A 19,622-nucleotide genomic window follows, 5' to 3' on the forward strand; every position below is an offset into this window, starting at 1 on the left:
ATTTTATAAAGTTTGGAGCGAAAGTTGCCTCAGTATATCTGGAGATAAGAGAATGAAAAAATGGCTTTCGATTGTGCCCGTAGTTTTTCTAACTGCCTGCGCTTACGCCCCGATTTATAACGGAAAAGAGCCATACAGTGGTTCACAGTTTATGTTAATGGAGAGTCCACGTCACACGTTAGATTTCTTTGTTGAGAGTATGACCGAAGATCTGATGGTTTCAAACACCAGTGTGTCTGCGCGTACGCCCATTGCTGTGACATCATTTGTGGATTTACAAAGTATGGATTCAACTAACTGGCTAGGAAATTCGGTGTCTGAAGGTTTTATCCATCAGTTCCAGCGTCGTGGCTTTAAAGTCGTAGATTTTAAAACCACAGGTTCAATCCAGGTGACTCAACAAGGTGATTTCGCCTTTAGCCGTGATTGGAAAGACCTAGCACAAGAGCAAGAGATACAATATATCTTGACTGGGACAATGCTGCGACAAGACGGTGGTGTTTTGGTGAATGCTCGTGTGGTTGGAATGCAATCACGAGTAGTAGTTGCTACAGCGCAAGGCTTTTTGCCTGCAGATCGGATAGGACGAGATTTGGATACTCTGAACAGTATCCGAACGCAAGATGGTGTGTTAATTCGTTCAGATCCAACTATCACGCAACCTTACACGGTCATTCTGCGTCCATAGGAGATAACAATGAAAAAATTGCTATTGCTTCTGGTTGCAGTGGTTATGGTCGGGTGTCAGCCACTGCAAACAATGAGAGCTGATGATTGGCTTACCGCCGTTGGTTATGCCAGCATTAGTGAGCAAACAGGGCGCAGTGAAGAGGAAAAGCAAGTACGTGCGATGCGTGCTTCTAAAATTGATGCGTATCGTGAGTTGGCCGAGCAAGTCTACGGCATGCGAGTTAGCGGTCGAGCTGAGTTGCAAAATCAACGCTTGGGCACTGAGTTGACATCTGGAGCGGTTGATGGTGTGATTCGTGGTGCTGAAGTGGTACGAAGTTATAAAGTTGGCGACAGTTACGTTACTGAATTACGTCTTGATATTCGTAAAATGGATAAATTACGTGATTATGGCGAGGTTCAACAAGTTCCTGAAAAACGTCAGAAGACACTCTTTTAATTTCACACTCTCTCCAGATCAAAAAAAGCGGCAAATATTGTCGCTTTTCTATTTTTTAACGCATTAAATTTATGCTTTTATGTTCGTACCTAATGTTGATACGGTATGCGTTTTACCGCCAGCATTGTATGTCATGCCTATTTTGCCATGACTTTGCTGCATCAAATTATTCAACTTATTAAAGCTCAATTGAGCACGTTGTAGTGCTTCACCGTTAACCAAGTTTGCTTGTTGGCAGTCGTGGACAATTGAACGAATTTGATCAACGAGTTGTGACAGGTTTTCATCTTCAGTCAGGCTCTCGATATGAGGATGTTTAGCAATTCGCTGATCGGTCAGTTGCAGTTGTCCAATTAAGGTCATCTTTTGTTTAGCAATGGCTTCGATTTCTGTGGCGGCACGGCCAGTAATGGCTACTTTTTCTTTTTCAAGTAACTGAGAGAGTTCAAGTGCGTTTTTCAATTGAAAATCGACTAAGTCTTTCAATACAGCCATTATATTTTGCCTTAATTAATCAAAAACTTGGATTACTCGAAGCCACCCAATTCTTTCTCAAATTTAATTATATTGTCTGCAAGTTTTTCAGGATCAACCTTATATGAACCATTTGCAATCGCTTCTTTGATCGCTGCTACTTTTGCATTATCAAAACTGGGTTGCGACACCATTTTGTTATGCATCTCACCGATTGCTTTTCCCTGAGGACTCAGTAACACCGCGTCTTGATTTTGCGAAGAACGGGAAACTGCATCGGATGATGATGAAGACGAATTTGATTCGGAACGAGCGGGATTACGACTTGTCGTCGTTAATGTCTGCCCCGAGCGTATGTTATCAATACTTGCCATATGTGAGCCTTATTAATGAAATGGAAACCTGTACAGTCAATATCGACAGTGTATTTAATTACTTTAGCACTTTTTTCTGCTTCACTTCGTTAACAATTCCCACACATTCACTGTAAAACTGAAGGTATTAAAATTGTACCGTTACTTCCGCAATTCCTGTCACTTGTGCATCTATTATACGGTTTGATTTGTCATTTTTCACTTTTATCTGCTCCCCAAGGATACCATCACTGAGAGCTGTTCCTTTAGTTGTGATACTCATACCTTGTTTTACCGCCTGAATGACAACACTTTCATGTCGACATACCACACAGATATCATTTTGTTCAATCACATCACCAAGGCGAACATTTCTTTTTACCTTTGCTCCAACTATTCTGTCGGTATCAGAAAAACCTTGTCGACGAAAGCGGTGTAAGTCTACCATGGTCATGGTGACATCTTGTTGAGTGATGATCTGGCCGCGAGACATAGGGACGGCTGCAGTAACTAACGGTAAAGAAATCATCAGCCTGACTGGTACATAGACTTTCCAATTATCCTCTGTACACTCAACAAGAACGGTAATGTTACTCGTGGTACCATTATTTGATGAGGATGATGTAATTAAAGGCGAGGGGCAGTTGGTGGCGTAAATGCGCTCATCAATATTGGCAGCTTGTGTGTTTAACTCTCCACCGATAGGCCATTCAACCGTATCTAAAATATGCTGTTGTGCTACTTGTTGAATTGATTCAATTTGCTCTAAAGTGGCAGAATGCACAGAAAGATTAAAGAAAAACAATAAAAAGCCGATAGATGTGTAAAATTTTCTATAGAAAGCTCTACACTTAGTTATGGAAAGTAGATGTAAGCATATTTGTGGATGCATCGTGCCTTTTCTCTGGTTTCTTCATGGCTTGTAGTAGACTACCACTTTTTAGCACAAAAGTTTGAGATGGAGATGAGCTTATGACGGGTATTCTTGATTCTGTGAATCAGCGTACGCAACTCGTCGGTCAAAACCGATTGGAACTCCTAACGTTTCGCCTGATGGGACGCCAACGTTATGGTATCAACGTATTTAAAGTAAAAGAGGTACTCCAGTGCCCTAAATTGACTTTAATGCCGAATTTACATCGCTTAGTAAAAGGTATTGCTCATATTCGAGGCCAAACTGTTTCTGTTATTGATTTAAGTTTGGCAGTTGGCGGACGTCCAACGACTGATCTTGATAAATGCTTTGTAGTTATTGCTGAGTTTAACCGAACAATTCAAGCATTCTTGGTCAGTTCAGTTGATCGAATTGTGAATATGCACTGGGAAGCGATCCTTCCACCGCCTGATGGTTCTGGTCGAGCAAACTACTTAACGGCTGTCACTAATATAGACAATGAGCTAGTTGAAATTCTTGATGTAGAGAAAATTCTGGCAGAAATTTCTCCTGTCGACGAAACTATGGATTCATCAATTGGTGAGTCTATTACTCAAGCTGAAGCAGAAAAAGAAATTGTGCGCCGTATTTTGATTGCCGATGACTCAACGGTTGCGCGTAAACAGGTACAAAGAGCTATCGAATCAATTGGTTTTGAAGTGGTTTCAGTGAAAGATGGCAAAGAAGCCTATGAGAAACTGATTGAAATGGCTGCTGAAGGGCCTATTTACGATCAGATTTCATTGATTATCTCAGATATTGAGATGCCAGAGATGGATGGCTATACCTTAACTGCAGAAATTCGACGTAACTCAGATTTAAAAGATTTGTATGTAATTCTTCACTCTTCGTTGAGTGGGGTCTTTAACCAAGCCATGGTTGAGCGAGTCGGCGCGAATTCATTTATCGCTAAATTTAACCCGGATGAGCTTGGGAATGCGGTGAAAGCTGCACTAGTTAACTAAAGAGAAATTAATGACAGCTATAACTATAAGCGATCAAGAATATCGCGACTTCAGCCGTTTTTTGGAATCTCAGTGCGGAATTGTACTTGGAGACAGCAAGCAGTACTTAGTGAGAAGTCGCTTAAGTCCTTTGGTTGCGAAATTCAAGTTAACTTCTCTTTCTGATTTGTTGCGTGATGTAGTGACAGGGAGAAATCGTGAACTACGTGTTGCTGCTGTTGATGCGATGACAACCAATGAAACATTATGGTTCCGTGACTCTTACCCCTTTACAGTTTTAGCAGAACGTCTTTTGCCGGAAGTTGCGGCAAAAAAACGTCCTATAAAAATTTGGTCAGCGGCAAGTTCATCAGGTCAAGAACCGTATTCTATGGCAATGACGGTATTAGAAACCCAACAGCGTAAACCGGGGATGTTGCCTAGTGTTTCGATTACTGCTACCGATATCTCTGCCAGTATGTTGGATATGTGCAAAGCAGGGATTTATGACAACCTTGCTTTAGGTAGAGGTCTTTCACCAGAGCGTCGTAAAACCTTCTTTGAAGATGCTGGCGATGGGCGCATGAAAATCAAAGATAACGTCAAACGCCTTGTTAACTTTAGACCTCAAAATCTGATGGAAAGTTATGCTTTATTGGGTAAATTCGATATTATTTTTTGTCGTAACGTATTGATTTATTTCTCACCGGACATGAAATCAAAAGTGCTTAATCAAATGGCGAACAACTTAAACCCTGGTGGTTATTTGTTGCTTGGGGCGTCGGAGTCTCTTACGGGGTTAACAGATAAGTTTGATATGGTTCGCTGTAATCCAGGTATCATATATAAATTAAAATAGTTGTTATTCATCTCAGACTTGCCCAGCTTTTGCTGGGTTTTTTTGTTTGGATTTTCGTTTGTGTTGAGTTCTGTTTTGAGCGCCTGATTGTTGGTTATCGCTAAAGCGAGGTGTTTTCCGCTGTTCAAGTATCATTACGCCTCTTTTAGAGAAAAGCGGCTTATATTTTGCAAAGGTAGCTAAGATTAAATTCAATTTACCACTTAAAAAGTTGGTACAGTAATTGCTTTAATCTAAGTGATAACGGTCAGTTCTTATTGTAGAGGTAAACATGGCTATTTCTTTTGACAATGCATTAGGTATTCACCAATACACTGTTGGTGTCCGTGAGCGCAATGCTGAGGTGATTTCCACCAATATCGCACAAGCAAACACGCCTGGCTTTAAAGCAAAAGGAATGGACTTCAGTAGAGCGTTGCAGGCGGCAAGTTCGGGGGCAAGCATTGGGCTTAACCGTACGGATGGTCGGCATATTTCTGCCTCTACCAATGTGACTGGGGAAAGTCTATATCGAACTCCTACCCAGCCGGATACAGGGGATGGTAATACGGTGGATGTGGATTTAGAGCGTAACTTGTTTATGCAAAATCAAATCAGACACCAAGCATCACTCGACTTCTTAGGAAGTAAATTCAAGAACTTAACGAAAGCAATTAAAGGGGAATAATTAGATGAGCCTATTTAATGTGTTCAATGTGACTGGTTCTGCAATGAGTGCTGAATCTGTTCGTCTAAATACAACCTCAAGTAACCTTGCAAATGCGGACAGTGTGAGTAGTTCAGCTAAAGACACTTACAAAGCACGTCATGCTGTGTTTGGCGCTGAGTTAAGTAAAGCACGTTATAACCGAGACCATAATGTGCCAGTGAAAGTATTAGGTATTATAGAAAGCGATAAGCCGTTGAATGCGGAGTACAACCCAGATCACCCATTAGCTAACGATGAGGGTTATATCTATAAGCCAAACGTTAACGTAATGGAAGAAATGGCTAACATGATTTCTGCCTCTCGTTCGTACCAAACGAACATACAAGTGGCAGATGCAAGTAAACAAATGCTGCTGCGTACGCTGCAGATGGGTCAATAAGGATAAGGAGGTAGCGTATGGCCGGAATTAATAACGTTGGTCAAAGCGGCTTGTCCTATGTTGACCAGCTTAAAAGTCTTCAAGACCAAAAGAAGCCTGAAGATACAACGGGTAAGCAAGACCTCAAACAAGAGGATTTCTTATCGTTGCTCACCAAGCAACTTGCTCAACAAGACCCTTTTAAGCCGGTTAGCAATGACCAGATGATTGCGCAAATGGCTTCATTTGCAACCGTCGATGGTATTGGCAAGATGAACACTCAATTTGAGAGTCTCAACTCGTCAATGACATCAAACCAAGCTCTGCAAGCATCATCATTGGTCGGTCGTGATGTATTAGTACCAGGTGCGGCAGGGATTAAACAAGATGGTCAAGGTATGGCAGCAATGGTTAAGCTTCCTCAAAGTTTGGAGAACTTGTTTGTCCGAATTGAGAACGAAGCTGGGCAATTGGTTCGTACCTTTGATGTCGGTGCAAAATCTGCCGGTGACAATCGTGTTGAATGGGACGGTAAAGACCAAAACGGTAATCCATTGCCGGGCGGCAAATACCAAGTGAAAGCTTCGGGTTTGTTGGATGGAGAAAGTAAAGAGTTTGCGGTATCGACCTATGCAAACGTCAATAGTGTTCTCCTTGGTAAAGGTGATGGTAACGTACTGCTCAATCTGGCTGGATTTACATCGCCAGTTAAACTTGCTGAAGTACTAGAAGTTGGCAAAGCGTAGTAAACGCTAGCTAGATAGGAGATTTTGGAATGTCATATATATCTTTAAGCGGTTTATCCGCAGCTCAGTTAGATCTGAACACAACCAGTAATAACATTGCGAACGCAAACACATTTGGCTTTAAAGAGTCTCGTGCGGAGTTCGGTGATGTGTACTCAAATTCTTTGTTTACCAATGCTAAGACCACTCCTGGTGGCGGTGTTCAAGCAAACAAAGTGGCACAGCAATTTCATGAAGGTTCCAGTATTTATACCAACAACCCGATGGACTTGCGTATTTCTGGTACAGGCTTTTTTGCGGTCGCGAAAGAGCGTCTCATCCCACAACAAAATGAGTTGACGCGTAATGGTGCTTTCCACCTGAACAAAGACAACTACATGGTAACGTCGAACGATGAGTTTCTACTTGGCTATCAGGTAAACCCAGATACGGGCGATGTGCTTTCATATGAGCCTCAACCACTGAACATTCCTGCTGAATTTGGTAAACCAAAACAGACTGCGAATATTGAAGTTGGTGTTAACTTGCCTGCGAATGGTGAACTGAAAGATCCGACGTTATTTGATTTTAATGACCCGGAAACTTACAACCGTTCAACATCTTCGACTATTTATGACTCTATGGGTCAGTCGTATAAACTCACCACGTATTATTTGAAAGATCAAACTCAAGAGAATACATGGCAAACGTACTATACGGTGTCGGATAAAGCAGGCGAAAAGCCAGTGAATATCGTGGGTGGTGATGCATCTACGCCAACGGGTCATGTTGGTCATACGATGAAGTTTAATAATGATGGTACGCTGGCAAGTCTAAATAACGGCCAAAATATCGTTTCTGAACCGTTAGGCACAGGGGCTAACCCTATCGACCTAAACGGTGCCGATCCAAACCAAACTTTATCATTTAGCCTAGACTCAGCAACGCAGTTTGCTGCTCCATTTCAATTAACGAAATTTGATGAAGATGGTGCAACCACAGGTTTTTTAACCAAAATTGATTTTGATGAAAACGGTAGTGTATTAGGTACTTATTCAAACGGTGAAAACATTATGCTGGGTCGTGTTGGCTTAGTGCGTGTACCGAATGAGCAAGGGCTAGATAAGAAAGGCGGTACACAGTGGGATTCTACGCAGTACTCAGGTGATAAAATCTGGGGGGAATCTAACAAAGGATCGTTTGGTACTATCAATAACGGTACGCTTGAGCAATCAAACATCGATATGACGCAAGAGCTGGTAGACTTAATTTCAGCTCAGCGTAACTTCCAAGCGAACTCTCGTTCTCTAGAAGTACATAATCAGCTACAGCAAAATATCCTACAGATTCGTTAATACCGTAACGGTCATTATCTGGAATACCAAGTTAGCGGCAATGTTAACTTGGTATTGTTGCCATTAGCAATGATAAGCGGCAGTTTTCTCCCATACCCTCCTCTCTGTTTTTATTTAACTCATTGACTTTTAGGTAAAATAAAAGTTGGCACGTCAATTGCTTTTAATGATCGAACGATGATTATTGGAGCACATTATGGACCGCGCACTGTTTCTCGCCATGAGTGGCGCAAAACAAAACATGCAGGCAATGCAGTTAAGAGCGAACAACCTAGCAAACGTCAGTACCACGGGTTTCCGTGCTGATTTGGCGCAAGCCCGCTCAATGCAAGCATACGGCGATGGGCTACCGAGCCGTGTGTTTAGCATGACAGAGCGCCCGGGTCATCGTTTCGATCAAGGCAGTGTTATCACCACAGGTCGAGATCTCGACGTCACCATTCAAGGTGATGGGTGGATTTCAGTGATGGATAAAACCGGCAGTGAAGGCTTAACTCGCAGCGGCAATCTTAATATCGATCAAAATGGTCTGTTGATGAACGGTAGTGGTCATCTAGTGTTAGGTGAAACGGGTGCTCCGATCACATTGCCGATTCCATTGAGCAAAGTCGAAATTGCCAATGACGGCACCATTTCTGTTCTTCCACAAGGTGCGCCTGCTGATGCAATGGAAATTGTTGATCGTATCAAATTGGTTCGCCCTAATAATCAAACGTTATACAAAGATACTAATGGTCTATTCCGAGCGAAGGACCCAAATGTGGCATTCGAAGCAGATGCCAATGTAAAACTGCTAAAGGGAGCTTTAGAAGGCAGTAATGTCAACGCGGTGAGTGAAATGACGAGCCTGATAGATCTTCAACGTCAGTTTGAAATGCAAGTCAAAATGATGAGTACGGCAGAAGACATGGACAAAGCGTCCGATTCACTGCTTCGCATGAGCTAATAAGCGCAAAAGGAGATTATTATGCAACCTGCATTATGGGTAAGTAAAACCGGGCTTGATGCTCAACAAACCAACATCGCGACGATCTCGAACAACCTAGCGAACGCCTCGACCATCGGTTATAAAAAAGGTCGCGCTGTATTTGAAGATCTATTCTATCAAAACATCAACCAGCCTGGCGGCCAGTCATCGCAAAATACCGAGTTACCAAGCGGTTTAATGCTAGGTGCCGGTTCGAAAGTGGTTGCCACGCAAAAAGTGCACACCAATGGTAATGCACAAACCACTACCAATAGCCTTGATATGATGATCGAAGGTGATGGCTTTTTTCAAATTTTGATGCCAGACGGTAATATTGCCTATAGCCGAAATGGTCAATTTACCTTGAACGATGAAGGCGCAATTGTTACTTCAGGAGCAGGCTACAATTTAGAGCCTGAAATTGTCATTCCACCAGATGCTATCTCAATTACGGTAGGTAATGACGGGGAAGTTTCGGTTCGAGTTCGTGGTCAACAAGATAATCAAGTTGTTGGGCAAATTACCACAGTTGATTTTATCAACCCCGGTGGTCTAGAACCTATTGGTCAAAACCTGTATTTACCAACTGGTGCCAGTGGTGACCCTCAAGAAGGGGTTCCAGGCCTTGATGGTCTGGGTGATGTTCGCCAATCGATGCTTGAAACTTCAAACGTGAATGTGACTGAAGAATTGGTCAACATGATTGAAGCCCAACGTGTCTATGAGATGAATTCAAAAGTTATCTCTGCGGTTGATAAAATGATGAGTTTCGTTAACCAACAGCTTTAATATTTGACTAAGAGAATGCCACGATGAAACGTTTATTGAGCCTAGCTTTTATCACTGTGATGTCTGGCTGTAGCATGTTGCAGCCACCGACAGAGACTCCTGAAACGGTACAGGGTACAACGGTTGTTGATGCCGTTGAAGGTGACAAAGCATCAGAAGAAAGTTCAGGTTTGGTTGATACATTACGTAGTCGTACTGATCCGCTTGCTGGCGATCCTGCTTGGGCGCCCATCCATCCAAAGCAGAAACCCGAACATTATGCGGCTGAAACGGGATCGTTGTTTAATCTTCAGCACATCAATAGTCTATACGATGACTCTAAACCGCGTGGTATTGGCGATATCATTACTGTAAATCTTGATGAGAGCACTAAAGCGGCAAAAAGTGCCGATGCTGATTTATCAAAATCTAACGATTCCTCCATGGATCCATTAGCGGTTGGCGGTAAAGATCTCACTATCGGGGATTATAATTTTTCCTATGCGCTAAAGAATGATAATAATTTTAATGGCAGTGCAGAGGCAAACCAAAGTAACAGTATTTCCGGTTCTATTACAGTGGAAGTGATTGAAGTTCTTGCTAATGGTAATTTAGTGATTCGCGGTGAAAAATGGCTAACTCTCAATACGGGAGATGAGTATATCCGCTTAAGTGGTACCATTCGTCCAGATGATATCGACTTTGATAACACCATTGCTTCAACTCGTATTTCCAACGCTAGAATTCAATATGCGGGCACTGGCACCAATCAAGATATGCAAGAACCTGGATTCTTGGCACGATTCTTTAATGTCTCTCTTTAGCGTCGACGTTTTGACGTAAAGAAAATAGAAATTAAGGTGACCAAACCATGAAAAAATTCACACTGTTTGTTTTGAGTTTGCTGTTGATCGCTACTCAAGCACATGCTGCTCGTATCAAAGATGTTTCTCAAGTCGCAGGCGTACGTAGCAACCAATTGGTGGGTTATGGTTTGGTGACAGGTCTACCTGGTACTGGCGAATCGACGCCTTTTACTGATCAAAGCTTTAATGCCATGCTACAAAACTTCGGCATTCAGTTGCCACCAGGTACGAAGCCTAAAACTAAAAACGTTGCCGCGGTTATTGTTACCGCTGAGTTGCCGGCATTCTCTAAGCAAGGGCAGGCGGTTGATGTAACGGTATCTTCCATTGGTTCGGCAAAGAGTTTACGCGGTGGCACGTTAATGCAAACTTTTCTCAAAGGTTTGGATGGACAAGTCTACGCCGTAGCACAAGGTAACTTAGTCGTGAGCGGGTTTAGTGCCAGCGGTGCTGATGGGTCAAAAATTGTTGGCAACAACCCAACTGTGGGGCTAATTTCAAGTGGGGCAATTGTTGAACGTGAAGTTCCTAGCCCCTTTAGCCGTGGCGATTTCATCACCTTTAACCTCATTGAATCTGATTTTACAACAGCTCAGCGCATGGCTGATGCGGTGAATAATTTCCTTGGTCCACAAATGGCAACAGCCGTTGATGCGACTTCAGTGCGTATTCGAGCACCACGAGATGTCGGCCAACGTGTGGCCTTTCTTTCTGCCATAGAAAATATCGAGTTTGATCCTGCGGATGGTTCGGCAAAAATTATTGTTAACTCACGTACCGGTACCATTGTTGTTGGTAAACACGTGCGCTTAAAAACCGCGGCAGTGACTCACGGTGGTATGACGGTTGCAATTAAAGAGAACCTGAATGTGAGCCAACCTAATGCTTTCTCAGGTGGTCAAACAGCGATCGTTCCTGATAGTGAAATTACGGTTAAGGAAGCACAGGGTAAAATGTTCAAGTTTGAACCAGGTTTAACTTTAGATGATTTAGTCAGAGCAGTGAATGAAGTGGGTGCCGCACCATCTGACTTAATGGCGATTTTACAAGCTTTAAAGCAGGCTGGAGCAATTGAAGGCCAGTTGATCATTATCTAAGGAGAGGAACATGATTCATAATCCGAATGATATTGGTTTTATTCACGATATCGCCAGCTTAGATAAGCTACGTCAGCAAGCCACTAATGGTGATAAAGATAGCGAGAATGCGGCATTAACGGCTGCAGCTAAACAGTTTGAAGCTATTTTTACCTCTATGTTATTCAAGTCAATGCGCGATGCAAATGCTGATTTTAAATCGGAAATGTTTAATAGCCAAAATGAAGACTTTTATCGCCAAATGCTCGATGAGCAAATGTCGAGTGAGCTTAGTGCTTCAGGGTCGTTAGGCCTTGCAGATATGATTGTCGCTCAGCTGAGTCAAGGTAAGACTGAGCAACCAATGGATAAGCCAACCAACGATGGCTTCCAAGAAGCGATGCGTCGTATTGAGCGTAGTAAAGCTTCAAAAGAGATGATGGAAGCTGATAGAGTAACCGCTGAGTCAAGTCAATTCGATTCTCCACAAGCGTTTGTAACCTCAATGAAACCTTATGCGGAAAAAGCAGCAAGATCGCTAGGTGTCGACTCTTCACTACTGTTAGCACAAGCGGCATTAGAAACAGGGTGGGGGCAAAAAGTGGTACAGAATGCACGTGGTAGCAGTAATAACCTCTTTAACATTAAAGCGGATCGCAGTTGGTCAGGCGATAAAGTTGCCACTCAAACGCTAGAGTATCACGACAATATGCCTGTGATGGAGAAGGCTGCATTCCGCTCATACGATAGTTATCAAGACAGTTTTAATGATTATGTTCGCTTCTTAAATGATAATCCTCGTTACAAAATCGCGCTAAATCATGGCGGAAATGATGAATCATTTATTCGTGGTATTCACGATGCTGGATATGCCACAGACCCTCAATATGCAGAGAAAGTATTAAGGGTTAAATCTCAAATAAACTCAATGGAATAACCATTTAACAGCCAGTATTACTGGCTGTTTTTATATCCAATCTCCAATTCTTTTAATTCCGCTTATCTGGCATACATATTGCAAATGCTAATTTAGATATTCAGTAACTACTGATTTGATTAGGTTTTCGGGGGCAGTATGGCGTCGGATCTTCTGAATTTAGGTACCCAAAGTGTACTTACCGCTCAGAGACAACTTAGCACGACAGGTCATAACATTTCTAATGTTAATACAGATGGTTACAGCCGTCAGTCTGTGATCCAAGGGACCAATGCGCCTCGTCAATACGGTGGTGAAACCTACGGTATGGGCGTACATGTGGAAAAAGTTCGCCGCTCATGGGATCAATTTGCCGTTAATGAACTGAACCTTTCGACCACCAGTTTCTCTTTCAAAAAGGATGTGGAAGAAAATTTAGACATGTTGTCGAAAATGCTTTCCTCGGTCGCATCGAAAAAAATACCTGAAAACTTAAATGAATGGTTTGATGCCATTAAAACCCTTGCCGATAGCCCAAATGATGTTGGTGCGCGTAAAGTTGTGCTAGAGAAAGCTGACTTGCTCACTCAAAACATGAATGATTTCCATGAAACCATTCGCCGCCAATCAGATGTGGCTAATAAGGGGTTGGATCTGGGTATCGAGCGTATTAACCAATTAGCCCTTGAATTACGGGATTTGCAGCGTTTAATGATGCGCACCCCCGGTCCACATAACGATTTGATGGATCAACATGAAAAGCTCGTAGCTGAACTTTCTGAGTACACCAAAGTTACCGTGACACCAAGAAAAAATGCGGAAGGTTTTAATATCCATATCGGTAATGGCCACACTTTAGTATCTGGTACGGAAGCCAGCCAATTAAAAATGATTGATGGGTATCCTGATGTCCACCAACGACGTTTGGCGATGGTTGAAGGTCGAGGCATTAAACCGATCACATCCAAAGACATTGATGGGAAAATTGGTGCTTTGCTTGATATGCGTGACAAACATATTCCGTATGTAATGGATGAACTAGGGCGTATGGCTAACTCATTTTCTTATGAAGTGAATAAGTTGCAATCCCAAGGTTTGGATTTACGTGGCAATGTCGGGCGAGCCATTTTTACTGATGTAAACTCTGATTTAGTGGCACGTTCACGTGTGGTGACATCCAGTAATTCGCAAGCTGATTTAGCGGTCTTCATCGAAGATATATCACTATTGAAAGGCGGAGAGTACTCTCTGCAATTCAACGGCAGTAACTATGTTGCTACTAAACCCAGCGGTGAGCAGGTTAATGTTCCGGTTGTGCGTGACAGTATTTTTTTAGATGGAATGCGAATAGATATTCGTAATGCGCCAGAAACAGGGGAGCGAGTTTTACTGCGTCCAACTCGCAACGGTGCGGCAATCATGAAGATGGCAACCAATGATCCGACGGCAATTGCCGCTCAAAGTTTTGAAGCTTCCACTACGTTTGCTCAAGGTACGGCCAAATTTAACATACTTGCGGCGGGGGATGTGCGTGAGTTTGAAGTCGTCGTGTCACCCCAAGGCGATCAGTTTGCAGTAACGGACACTAAGGGCAATATATTGCTCTCGCCACAAGCGTATCCACCATTAAGTCCTGTCACAGTGTTAGGTACTACTTTTGAGTTAACACCTGGCGCGTTGCCAAATGATAAATTTACGGCAAATCTTGTCCCCTCTGAAGGTGATAACGGCAACTTGCGCAAAATGCAGAACATTCAAACCGACAAGAAACTCAATGATAACGAATCAACAGTGCTAGATATTTATCATAACCTCAACACTGATGTTGGTTTGCAATTAGCCACGGCTTCCCGCTTGACCGATGTATCTAGGCTTGAGAAAGAAGCAGCGCAAGAACGAATCGCTTCTATCTCTGGGGTAAACCTCGATGAAGAAGCCGCCAACATGATGAAATTTCAACAAGCGTATATGGCTTCATCGCGGATTATGCAAGCGGCCAATGAAACGTTTAACACGATTTTGCAACTTAGATAGGGGGCGATAAATGTTAACTAGAATATCCAGCTTCCATAATTACCAGTCAGTGCAAAACGATATTCGTCGCCAAGAGTCTAAAGTTCACCATAACCAAGCTCAATTGGCGTCGGGAAAGAAACTATTATCGGCCAGTGATAATCCACTGGCGACTCACTACATTCAAAATGTGGGTCAGCAAGAAGAGCAACTACGTCAGTATTTGGATTCGATTGTTTTAGTCAGAAACCGTCTAGAGCATCAAGAAGTGATTATTGCCAATACGGAAAGTTTCGCAGACCAAGCTAAACGAACGGTAATGGAAATGATTAATGGCTCGTTATCGCCGGAAGATAGAGAAGCGATGGCGCGTGAGTTACAAGAAGTCTCAAATAATGTGCTCAACTTAGCGAATGTTCAGGATGAGTCTGGTAACTATATCTTTGGCGGTACTAAGCCCAAGAACCAACCGTTCTTTAGAGATAACGCTGGTAACGTGACATATGCCGGCGATGATTATCAGCGAAAGATGAAAATCTCTAATAGTTTAGAAGTCCCTTTTAATAATCCAGGAAGCAAAGTCTTTATGGAGATTGATAATCCTTTTGGCGACTATGAGCCAGACTATCAATTAAAAGAGGGGTCTGAATTACTGCTTGAGCGAGCGACAAACTTAAACCCTGACGACCAATCTAGCTACAAAGTTACTTTTGTCGATATGCCTAACGGTAAGTATGGCTATCAATTAGAACAAGATGGCAGTGTCGTCTCTGCGGATGAGTTTGATCCGCAAAAAGGCATTCAATATCAAGATTTAACGATTCATGTGAAAGGACAAATCTCGAAAGGTGATGTTGTCTCTTTGGAACCTCGTTCTACATATAGTCTTTTTGATAGTTACAAAGAGGCTATCGCGCTGTCCCAAAGCTCGGTTTCTGATGTGTCATCAACGGCGAAATTACATCAGATCACCGAAGAGTTTCATGCTGCATTTATTCACTTAAATAAAGTGCGTACTGATATTGGTGCACGTTTAAGTACTTTAGATATTCAAGAAGAACAGCATGAAGATTTTAAAATAAGTTTGGCGAAATCGAAGAGTAATTTTGAAGATCTCGATTATGCCGAGGCTGTGATCGAATTTAATGAAAACTCCCGCGCATTGCAGGCTTCGCAACAAGCTTTTGGTAAAACAAAAGATTTAACCCTGTTCAACTATATCTAAACTTCATTGCCTTATGTGCTTAGCCATATGTGCGAAGAATAGAATGTGTTGAAAAATTGGCCTGAAAATTGCTGATATACAATCGAAAGGCAAAGTGGCAACAGAGCGGCAAACGAAAGTGGCAACTCAGTTGTTAAGTAGAAAAGGTTAGATGCATAGTCACAAAGATAGGATGGAAATATTCTTATAAGTGATTAAAAAACAAAAAGTATTTATTTTAATATCAGATATTTTCAAAGTTGGCATACTAATTGAATTATTTATATCAGAGTTGATACAACAAGTTTTTAAATCGGCAAATAGCGGATTTAGCAAGTTATTCACGGTCAGTGCTTCCAAATGAGAGTAAAGCTGGCCGCTTCGCAAAAAGCTTGCGAACTCACTAGGAGAGCAAATTATGACCATTACAGTAAATACTAACGTTTCGGCGATGACCGCTCAGCGTTACCTAAATAAAGCATCTAATGAACTGAATACTTCGATGGAACGTTTATCATCAGGTAATAAAATTAACAGTGCAAAAGATGATGCAGCAGGTCTACAAATTTCTAACCGCCTAACTGCACAATCACGTGGTTTGGATGTGGCAATGCGTAACGCCAACGATGGTATTTCGATTGCCCAGACAGCGGAAGGGGCAATGAATGAGTCAACAAGCATCTTACAACGCATGCGTGACCTTTCTTTGCAATCGGCCAATGGTACCAACTCAGCATCAGAGCGTCAGGCGTTGAATGAAGAAGTGAGTGCATTGCAAGATGAGCTAAACCGTATTGCAGAAACCACATCATTTGGTGGTCGTAAGCTACTTAACGGTTCATTTGGCGAAGCTTCCTTCCAAATCGGTGCGAGTTCAGGTGAAGCCATTATCATGGGGCTAACCAGTGTACGAGCCGATGATTTCCGGATGGGGGGCCAATCATTCGTGGCTGACCAAGGGAAAACCAAAGATTGGGGTGTACCGCCCACAGCTCGCGATTTGAAATTTGAATTCACGACCAAAAGTGGCGAGGCAATTACACTAGACGTTATTGCTAAAGATGGCGATGACATCGAAGAACTTGCTACCTACATCAATGGTCAAACCGACAAGTTAACCGCATCGGTTGATGAAGAAGGTAAACTGCAAATCTTTGCCGCAGAGCCTAATTTGCAAGGTGATTTGACCATATCTGGTGGTCTAGCTACTGAGCTTGGCTTAAATGGCGGACCTGGCCTGAATTCGACGGTTCAAGATATCGATGTTAGATCAGTCGGCGGTTCACAAAATGCAGTTGGCATTCTAGATGCGGCGTTGAAATATGTTGATTCACAACGAGCTGACTTAGGTGCGAAACAAAACCGATTAAGTCACAGTATCAACAACTTGGCTAATATCCAAGAAAATGTTGAAGCATCAAACAGCCGTATTAAAGATACTGATTTTGCGAAAGAAACAACGCAAATGACAAAAGCACAAATTCTGCAACAGGCAGGGACATCAATTCTTGCCCAAGCAAAACAGTTGCCAAACTCTGCAATGTCACTATTGCAGTAATGTTAGGACCCTTCATTAATCGACTCAGACGTGGGTATGTTATGAAGGAATCCTTGGCAAAGCATGATTATTGTTGGATATAAAGCTCTCTCAAGATTTACCCTGCTTTATATTTCATGTGATAACCATGCGCCCCGGTCAGTCGGTAATGTGTTCATTTCTCTGATCTCCACATTGGCTCTGACTACCAACTAGCCCCAGTTCTCTCAAAGGAAAAGGGGCTTTTCTTTGTCTAAAATACCTTCTGAATTCTTCGTTTTCCTATTCTATCCCCTTCCTACATGAAGCTGCAGAGGGTTGGCTACGTTCGTTCATCTCAATCACGTAGTTTATCTATGTTCATAGGAATGAACTCACTTGCTGCTTACCTGCAATTTCAAGTTGTTTGAGTATGTTGCCATTATTCCTACCGACGGATATCGACAAAGCTTTAGTTCTATTTTTATGATTTCTTAAGTTTTTGCCATTGAAGTCCCGTTTTTTATTCAACTTGCTTATTTTTTAATAAATATGCATTTCGCTACTAAAGGAATCGTCATAGCAGTCGCTAATACTAGTAACTTTGAGAGAACTACCTGGTTATCCGAGACGTCGGAAACCGTTCCAAGTTACGCTACGTCGGATAATCATTAGGAGAACCACTATGGCGGTTAATGTAAATACAAACGTTTCAGCAATGACAGCACAACGCTACTTAAACAGTGCAAGCAATGCGCAACAGTCATCAATGGAACGTCTATCATCAGGCTTCAAAATCAACAGTGCGAAAGACGATGCTGCGGGTCTACAGATCTCTAACCGTTTAAACGTACAAAGTCGCGGTCTAGATGTTGCGGTACGCAACGCGAATGATGGTGTTTCAATTGCACAAACAGCAGAAGGTGCAATGAACGAAACTACGAACATTCTACAACGTATGCGTGATCTTTCTCTACAATCTGCTAACGGTTCAAACTCTAAGTCTGAGCGTGTTGCGATTCAAGAAGAAGTGACGGCACTTAATGATGAGTTAAACCGTATTGCGGAAACTACATCATTCGGTGGTAATAAACTGCTTAACGGTACCTTTGCAACTAAGTCATTCCAAATCGGTGCTGATAATGGTGAAGCGGTAATGTTAACGCTGAACAATATGCGCAGCGATGACAGTGCAATGGGCGGAACAAGTTTTGTTGCGACTAATGGTCAAGATAAAGATTGGGCCATTGGCGCGACTGGTAATGACTTGAGTATCGCTTTAACTGATTCTGACGGAAATGCTCAAACTATCGCTATCACGGCAAAAGAAGGCGATGATATTGAGCAGCTAGCAACCTATATCAATGGTCAGACTGATATGGTTAAAGCATCGGTAGATGAAGACGGTAAACTGCAAGTTTTTGCCGATGGTAATGATATCGACACTAGCTCTGTAGCGTTTACGGGTTCTCTTGCGGCTGAACTAGGGCTTGATACACCAACTACTAAGAATGTTACTGTTAACAATATTGACGTAAGAACTGTTGGTGGATCACAAGAGTCGGTTGCCATTCTTGATGCCGCGCTAAAAAATGTGGATAGCCACCGTGCAGAGTTGGGTGCATTCCAAAACCGTTTTGGCCATGCGATTAATAACTTAGATAACATTAACGAAAATGTGAATGCTTCTAAGAGCCGCATTAAAGATACAGATTTTGCCAAAGAAACGACTGCACTGACTAAAGCTCAGATCCTTTCTCAAGCATCAAGTTCAGTATTGGCTCAAGCGAAACAAGCACCAAATGCTGCTCTTGGTCTACTTGGTTAAGGCTAGTACTAATGAAGAATCCAGCTACGGCTGGATTTTTTTTTGCTTGGATAATGTTGAAATGGAAGATGTGGGCGACAGGAATATCCATCTAGTGAAAAAGAAAAAACCCAGCAAAGCTGGGTTTCTAATAATGGTGCGGAAGGAGAGACTTGAACTCTCACACCTTGCGGCGCCAGAACCTAAATCTGGTGCGTCTACCAATTTCGCCACTTCCGCAACTTATTCTGTAGATTAACTGGAAATTGGAAATCCAATCAATCGTTGTTATGTTCAGCGTATTGAAGCTAACCATTTAAATAATGGCAGGGCTACCTGGATTCGAACCAGGGAATGGCGGCATCAAAAGCCGCTGCCTTACCGCTTGGCGATAGCCCTGCAAGATGATTGCTCATCTGAATAATGGTGCGGAAAGAGAGACTTGAACTCTCACACCTTGCGGCGCCAGAACCTAAATCTGGTGCGTCTACCAATTTCGCCATTTCCGCAAATTATTGTTAGATCATCGAGATGGTGCGGAAGGAGAGACTTGAACTCTCACACCTTGCGGCGCCAGAACCTAAATCTGGTGCGTCTACCAATTTCGCCACTTCCGCAGCTCGATATCTATAAGCTACCCGCTAACGCG

General features: G+C 42.5%; 20 protein-coding genes and 4 tRNA genes. 17 read left to right on the forward strand and 7 right to left on the reverse strand.

The window, feature by feature from the left end:
• Nucleotides 1-52: 52 nt before the first annotated feature.
• Together AACW06_RS08790 and flgP are read left to right on the forward strand one after the other, a co-directional pair.
• On the forward strand, nucleotides 53-688 hold the full coding sequence (locus tag AACW06_RS08790; RefSeq protein WP_053310971.1) for a FlgO family outer membrane protein: 636 nt from the start codon (nucleotides 53-55) through the stop codon (nucleotides 686-688).
• A 9-nt stretch (nucleotides 689-697) separates the two neighbouring features.
• Complete coding sequence (flgP, locus tag AACW06_RS08795; RefSeq protein WP_192074783.1) at nucleotides 698-1,129, forward strand: flagellar assembly lipoprotein FlgP; 432 nt, start codon at nucleotides 698-700, stop codon at nucleotides 1,127-1,129.
• 69 nt (nucleotides 1,130-1,198) lie between these two features.
• Here flgP and AACW06_RS08800 read toward each other — a convergent pair whose 3' ends face one another.
• From AACW06_RS08800 to flgA, 3 genes are all read right to left on the reverse strand, one after another.
• The gene (locus tag AACW06_RS08800) at nucleotides 1,199-1,624 is read right to left on the reverse strand and encodes a flagella synthesis protein FlgN (RefSeq protein WP_053310973.1); all 426 of its coding nucleotides are present in this window, start codon (nucleotides 1,622-1,624) and stop codon (nucleotides 1,199-1,201) included.
• Between the two features lie 32 nt (nucleotides 1,625-1,656).
• Nucleotides 1,657-1,977 (reverse strand): flagellar biosynthesis anti-sigma factor FlgM, encoded by a 321-nt coding sequence (flgM, locus tag AACW06_RS08805; protein WP_192074784.1) that lies wholly within the window; start codon nucleotides 1,975-1,977, stop codon nucleotides 1,657-1,659.
• A 127-nt stretch (nucleotides 1,978-2,104) separates the two neighbouring features.
• Nucleotides 2,105-2,848 (reverse strand): flagellar basal body P-ring formation chaperone FlgA, encoded by a 744-nt coding sequence (flgA, locus tag AACW06_RS08810; RefSeq protein WP_192074785.1) that lies wholly within the window; start codon nucleotides 2,846-2,848, stop codon nucleotides 2,105-2,107.
• Nucleotides 2,849-2,928: 80 nt separating this feature from the next.
• On the opposite strand from flgA, the gene AACW06_RS08815 reads away from it, so the two are divergent.
• The 15 genes from AACW06_RS08815 to AACW06_RS08885 all read left to right on the forward strand — a co-directional run bounded on the left by AACW06_RS08815 (nucleotide 2,929) and on the right by AACW06_RS08885 (nucleotide 18,994).
• Nucleotides 2,929-3,855 carry a chemotaxis protein CheV gene (locus AACW06_RS08815; protein ID WP_192074786.1) on the forward strand — a complete coding sequence of 309 codons (927 nt, stop codon included), beginning with the start codon at nucleotides 2,929-2,931 and terminating at the stop codon, nucleotides 3,853-3,855.
• Between the two features lie 10 nt (nucleotides 3,856-3,865).
• On the forward strand, nucleotides 3,866-4,693 hold the full coding sequence (locus tag AACW06_RS08820; protein ID WP_053310977.1) for a protein-glutamate O-methyltransferase: 828 nt from the start codon (nucleotides 3,866-3,868) through the stop codon (nucleotides 4,691-4,693).
• 271 nt (nucleotides 4,694-4,964) lie between these two features.
• On the forward strand, nucleotides 4,965-5,360 hold the full coding sequence (flgB, locus tag AACW06_RS08825; protein ID WP_053310978.1) for a flagellar basal body rod protein FlgB: 396 nt from the start codon (nucleotides 4,965-4,967) through the stop codon (nucleotides 5,358-5,360).
• A gap of 4 nt (nucleotides 5,361-5,364) precedes the next feature.
• Nucleotides 5,365-5,781, forward strand: coding sequence for a flagellar basal body rod protein FlgC (gene flgC, locus AACW06_RS08830; RefSeq protein WP_192074787.1), 417 nt, complete (start codon nucleotides 5,365-5,367; stop codon nucleotides 5,779-5,781).
• Between the two features lie 17 nt (nucleotides 5,782-5,798).
• Nucleotides 5,799-6,506, forward strand: coding sequence for a flagellar hook assembly protein FlgD (gene flgD / locus AACW06_RS08835; protein ID WP_192074788.1), 708 nt, complete (start codon nucleotides 5,799-5,801; stop codon nucleotides 6,504-6,506).
• A gap of 29 nt (nucleotides 6,507-6,535) precedes the next feature.
• Nucleotides 6,536-7,840: a flagellar hook protein FlgE gene (flgE, locus tag AACW06_RS08840; RefSeq protein ID WP_168521381.1), complete on the forward strand. Its 1,305-nt coding sequence runs from the start codon at nucleotides 6,536-6,538 to the stop codon at nucleotides 7,838-7,840.
• A 196-nt stretch (nucleotides 7,841-8,036) separates the two neighbouring features.
• Nucleotides 8,037-8,786: a flagellar basal-body rod protein FlgF gene (gene flgF / locus AACW06_RS08845; protein ID WP_053310982.1), complete on the forward strand. Its 750-nt coding sequence runs from the start codon at nucleotides 8,037-8,039 to the stop codon at nucleotides 8,784-8,786.
• A gap of 21 nt (nucleotides 8,787-8,807) precedes the next feature.
• On the forward strand, nucleotides 8,808-9,596 hold the full coding sequence (flgG, locus tag AACW06_RS08850) for a flagellar basal-body rod protein FlgG (RefSeq protein ID WP_053310983.1): 789 nt from the start codon (nucleotides 8,808-8,810) through the stop codon (nucleotides 9,594-9,596).
• Between the two features lie 23 nt (nucleotides 9,597-9,619).
• Nucleotides 9,620-10,399 (forward strand): flagellar basal body L-ring protein FlgH, encoded by a 780-nt coding sequence (gene flgH / locus AACW06_RS08855; protein ID WP_168521383.1) that lies wholly within the window; start codon nucleotides 9,620-9,622, stop codon nucleotides 10,397-10,399.
• Nucleotides 10,400-10,446: 47 nt separating this feature from the next.
• Nucleotides 10,447-11,538: a flagellar basal body P-ring protein FlgI gene (locus AACW06_RS08860; protein ID WP_192074789.1), complete on the forward strand. Its 1,092-nt coding sequence runs from the start codon at nucleotides 10,447-10,449 to the stop codon at nucleotides 11,536-11,538.
• A gap of 10 nt (nucleotides 11,539-11,548) precedes the next feature.
• Nucleotides 11,549-12,454: a flagellar assembly peptidoglycan hydrolase FlgJ gene (gene flgJ, locus AACW06_RS08865; protein ID WP_192074790.1), complete on the forward strand. Its 906-nt coding sequence runs from the start codon at nucleotides 11,549-11,551 to the stop codon at nucleotides 12,452-12,454.
• Between the two features lie 138 nt (nucleotides 12,455-12,592).
• Nucleotides 12,593-14,467 carry a flagellar hook-associated protein FlgK gene (gene flgK / locus AACW06_RS08870; RefSeq protein WP_192074791.1) on the forward strand — a complete coding sequence of 625 codons (1,875 nt, stop codon included), beginning with the start codon at nucleotides 12,593-12,595 and terminating at the stop codon, nucleotides 14,465-14,467.
• Between the two features lie 10 nt (nucleotides 14,468-14,477).
• The gene (gene flgL / locus AACW06_RS08875; RefSeq protein WP_192074792.1) at nucleotides 14,478-15,671 is read left to right on the forward strand and encodes a flagellar hook-associated protein FlgL; all 1,194 of its coding nucleotides are present in this window, start codon (nucleotides 14,478-14,480) and stop codon (nucleotides 15,669-15,671) included.
• 397 nt (nucleotides 15,672-16,068) lie between these two features.
• Nucleotides 16,069-17,208 (forward strand): flagellin, encoded by a 1,140-nt coding sequence (locus AACW06_RS08880; protein ID WP_168521389.1) that lies wholly within the window; start codon nucleotides 16,069-16,071, stop codon nucleotides 17,206-17,208.
• A 643-nt stretch (nucleotides 17,209-17,851) separates the two neighbouring features.
• Nucleotides 17,852-18,994: a flagellin gene (locus AACW06_RS08885; protein WP_192074793.1), complete on the forward strand. Its 1,143-nt coding sequence runs from the start codon at nucleotides 17,852-17,854 to the stop codon at nucleotides 18,992-18,994.
• Nucleotides 18,995-19,128: 134 nt separating this feature from the next.
• Here AACW06_RS08885 and AACW06_RS08890 read toward each other — a convergent pair.
• The 4 genes from AACW06_RS08890 to AACW06_RS08905 all read right to left on the reverse strand — a co-directional run bounded on the left by AACW06_RS08890 (nucleotide 19,129) and on the right by AACW06_RS08905 (nucleotide 19,590).
• A tRNA-Leu gene (locus AACW06_RS08890) sits at nucleotides 19,129-19,213 on the reverse strand.
• A gap of 84 nt (nucleotides 19,214-19,297) precedes the next feature.
• A tRNA-Gln gene (locus AACW06_RS08895) sits at nucleotides 19,298-19,372 on the reverse strand.
• Between the two features lie 25 nt (nucleotides 19,373-19,397).
• Nucleotides 19,398-19,482 (reverse strand) — tRNA-Leu (locus AACW06_RS08900).
• A gap of 23 nt (nucleotides 19,483-19,505) precedes the next feature.
• A tRNA-Leu gene (locus AACW06_RS08905) sits at nucleotides 19,506-19,590 on the reverse strand.
• Nucleotides 19,591-19,622 lie beyond the last annotated feature (32 nt).

Origin of the sequence: Vibrio sp. S12_S33, assembly GCF_963889785.1 — a bacterium.
GTDB classification, from domain to species: Bacteria; Pseudomonadota; Gammaproteobacteria; order Enterobacterales; family Vibrionaceae; genus Vibrio; species Vibrio aestuarianus.

Coding starts and splice junctions, on each gene's coding strand:
- AACW06_RS08820 (WP_053310977.1), top strand. CDS start 3,866: ATGACAGCTATAACTATAAGCGATCAAGAATATCGCGACTTCAGCCGT.
- flgH (WP_168521383.1), top strand. CDS start 9,620: ATGAAACGTTTATTGAGCCTAGCTTTTATCACTGTGATGTCTGGCTGT.
- flgJ (WP_192074790.1), top strand. CDS start 11,549: ATGATTCATAATCCGAATGATATTGGTTTTATTCACGATATCGCCAGC.
- flgF (WP_053310982.1), top strand. CDS start 8,037: ATGGACCGCGCACTGTTTCTCGCCATGAGTGGCGCAAAACAAAACATG.
- flgG (WP_053310983.1), top strand. CDS start 8,808: ATGCAACCTGCATTATGGGTAAGTAAAACCGGGCTTGATGCTCAACAA.
- flgB (WP_053310978.1), top strand. CDS start 4,965: ATGGCTATTTCTTTTGACAATGCATTAGGTATTCACCAATACACTGTT.
- AACW06_RS08860 (WP_192074789.1), top strand. CDS start 10,447: ATGAAAAAATTCACACTGTTTGTTTTGAGTTTGCTGTTGATCGCTACT.
- AACW06_RS08790 (WP_053310971.1), top strand. CDS start 53: ATGAAAAAATGGCTTTCGATTGTGCCCGTAGTTTTTCTAACTGCCTGC.
- flgD (WP_192074788.1), top strand. CDS start 5,799: ATGGCCGGAATTAATAACGTTGGTCAAAGCGGCTTGTCCTATGTTGAC.
- flgE (WP_168521381.1), top strand. CDS start 6,536: ATGTCATATATATCTTTAAGCGGTTTATCCGCAGCTCAGTTAGATCTG.
- AACW06_RS08880 (WP_168521389.1), top strand. CDS start 16,069: ATGACCATTACAGTAAATACTAACGTTTCGGCGATGACCGCTCAGCGT.
- flgA (WP_192074785.1), bottom strand. CDS start 2,848: ATGCATCCACAAATATGCTTACATCTACTTTCCATAACTAAGTGTAGA.
- AACW06_RS08885 (WP_192074793.1), top strand. CDS start 17,852: ATGGCGGTTAATGTAAATACAAACGTTTCAGCAATGACAGCACAACGC.
- flgL (WP_192074792.1), top strand. CDS start 14,478: ATGTTAACTAGAATATCCAGCTTCCATAATTACCAGTCAGTGCAAAAC.
- flgM (WP_192074784.1), bottom strand. CDS start 1,977: ATGGCAAGTATTGATAACATACGCTCGGGGCAGACATTAACGACGACA.
- flgK (WP_192074791.1), top strand. CDS start 12,593: ATGGCGTCGGATCTTCTGAATTTAGGTACCCAAAGTGTACTTACCGCT.
- flgP (WP_192074783.1), top strand. CDS start 698: ATGAAAAAATTGCTATTGCTTCTGGTTGCAGTGGTTATGGTCGGGTGT.
- AACW06_RS08815 (WP_192074786.1), top strand. CDS start 2,929: ATGACGGGTATTCTTGATTCTGTGAATCAGCGTACGCAACTCGTCGGT.
- AACW06_RS08800 (WP_053310973.1), bottom strand. CDS start 1,624: ATGGCTGTATTGAAAGACTTAGTCGATTTTCAATTGAAAAACGCACTT.
- flgC (WP_192074787.1), top strand. CDS start 5,365: ATGAGCCTATTTAATGTGTTCAATGTGACTGGTTCTGCAATGAGTGCT.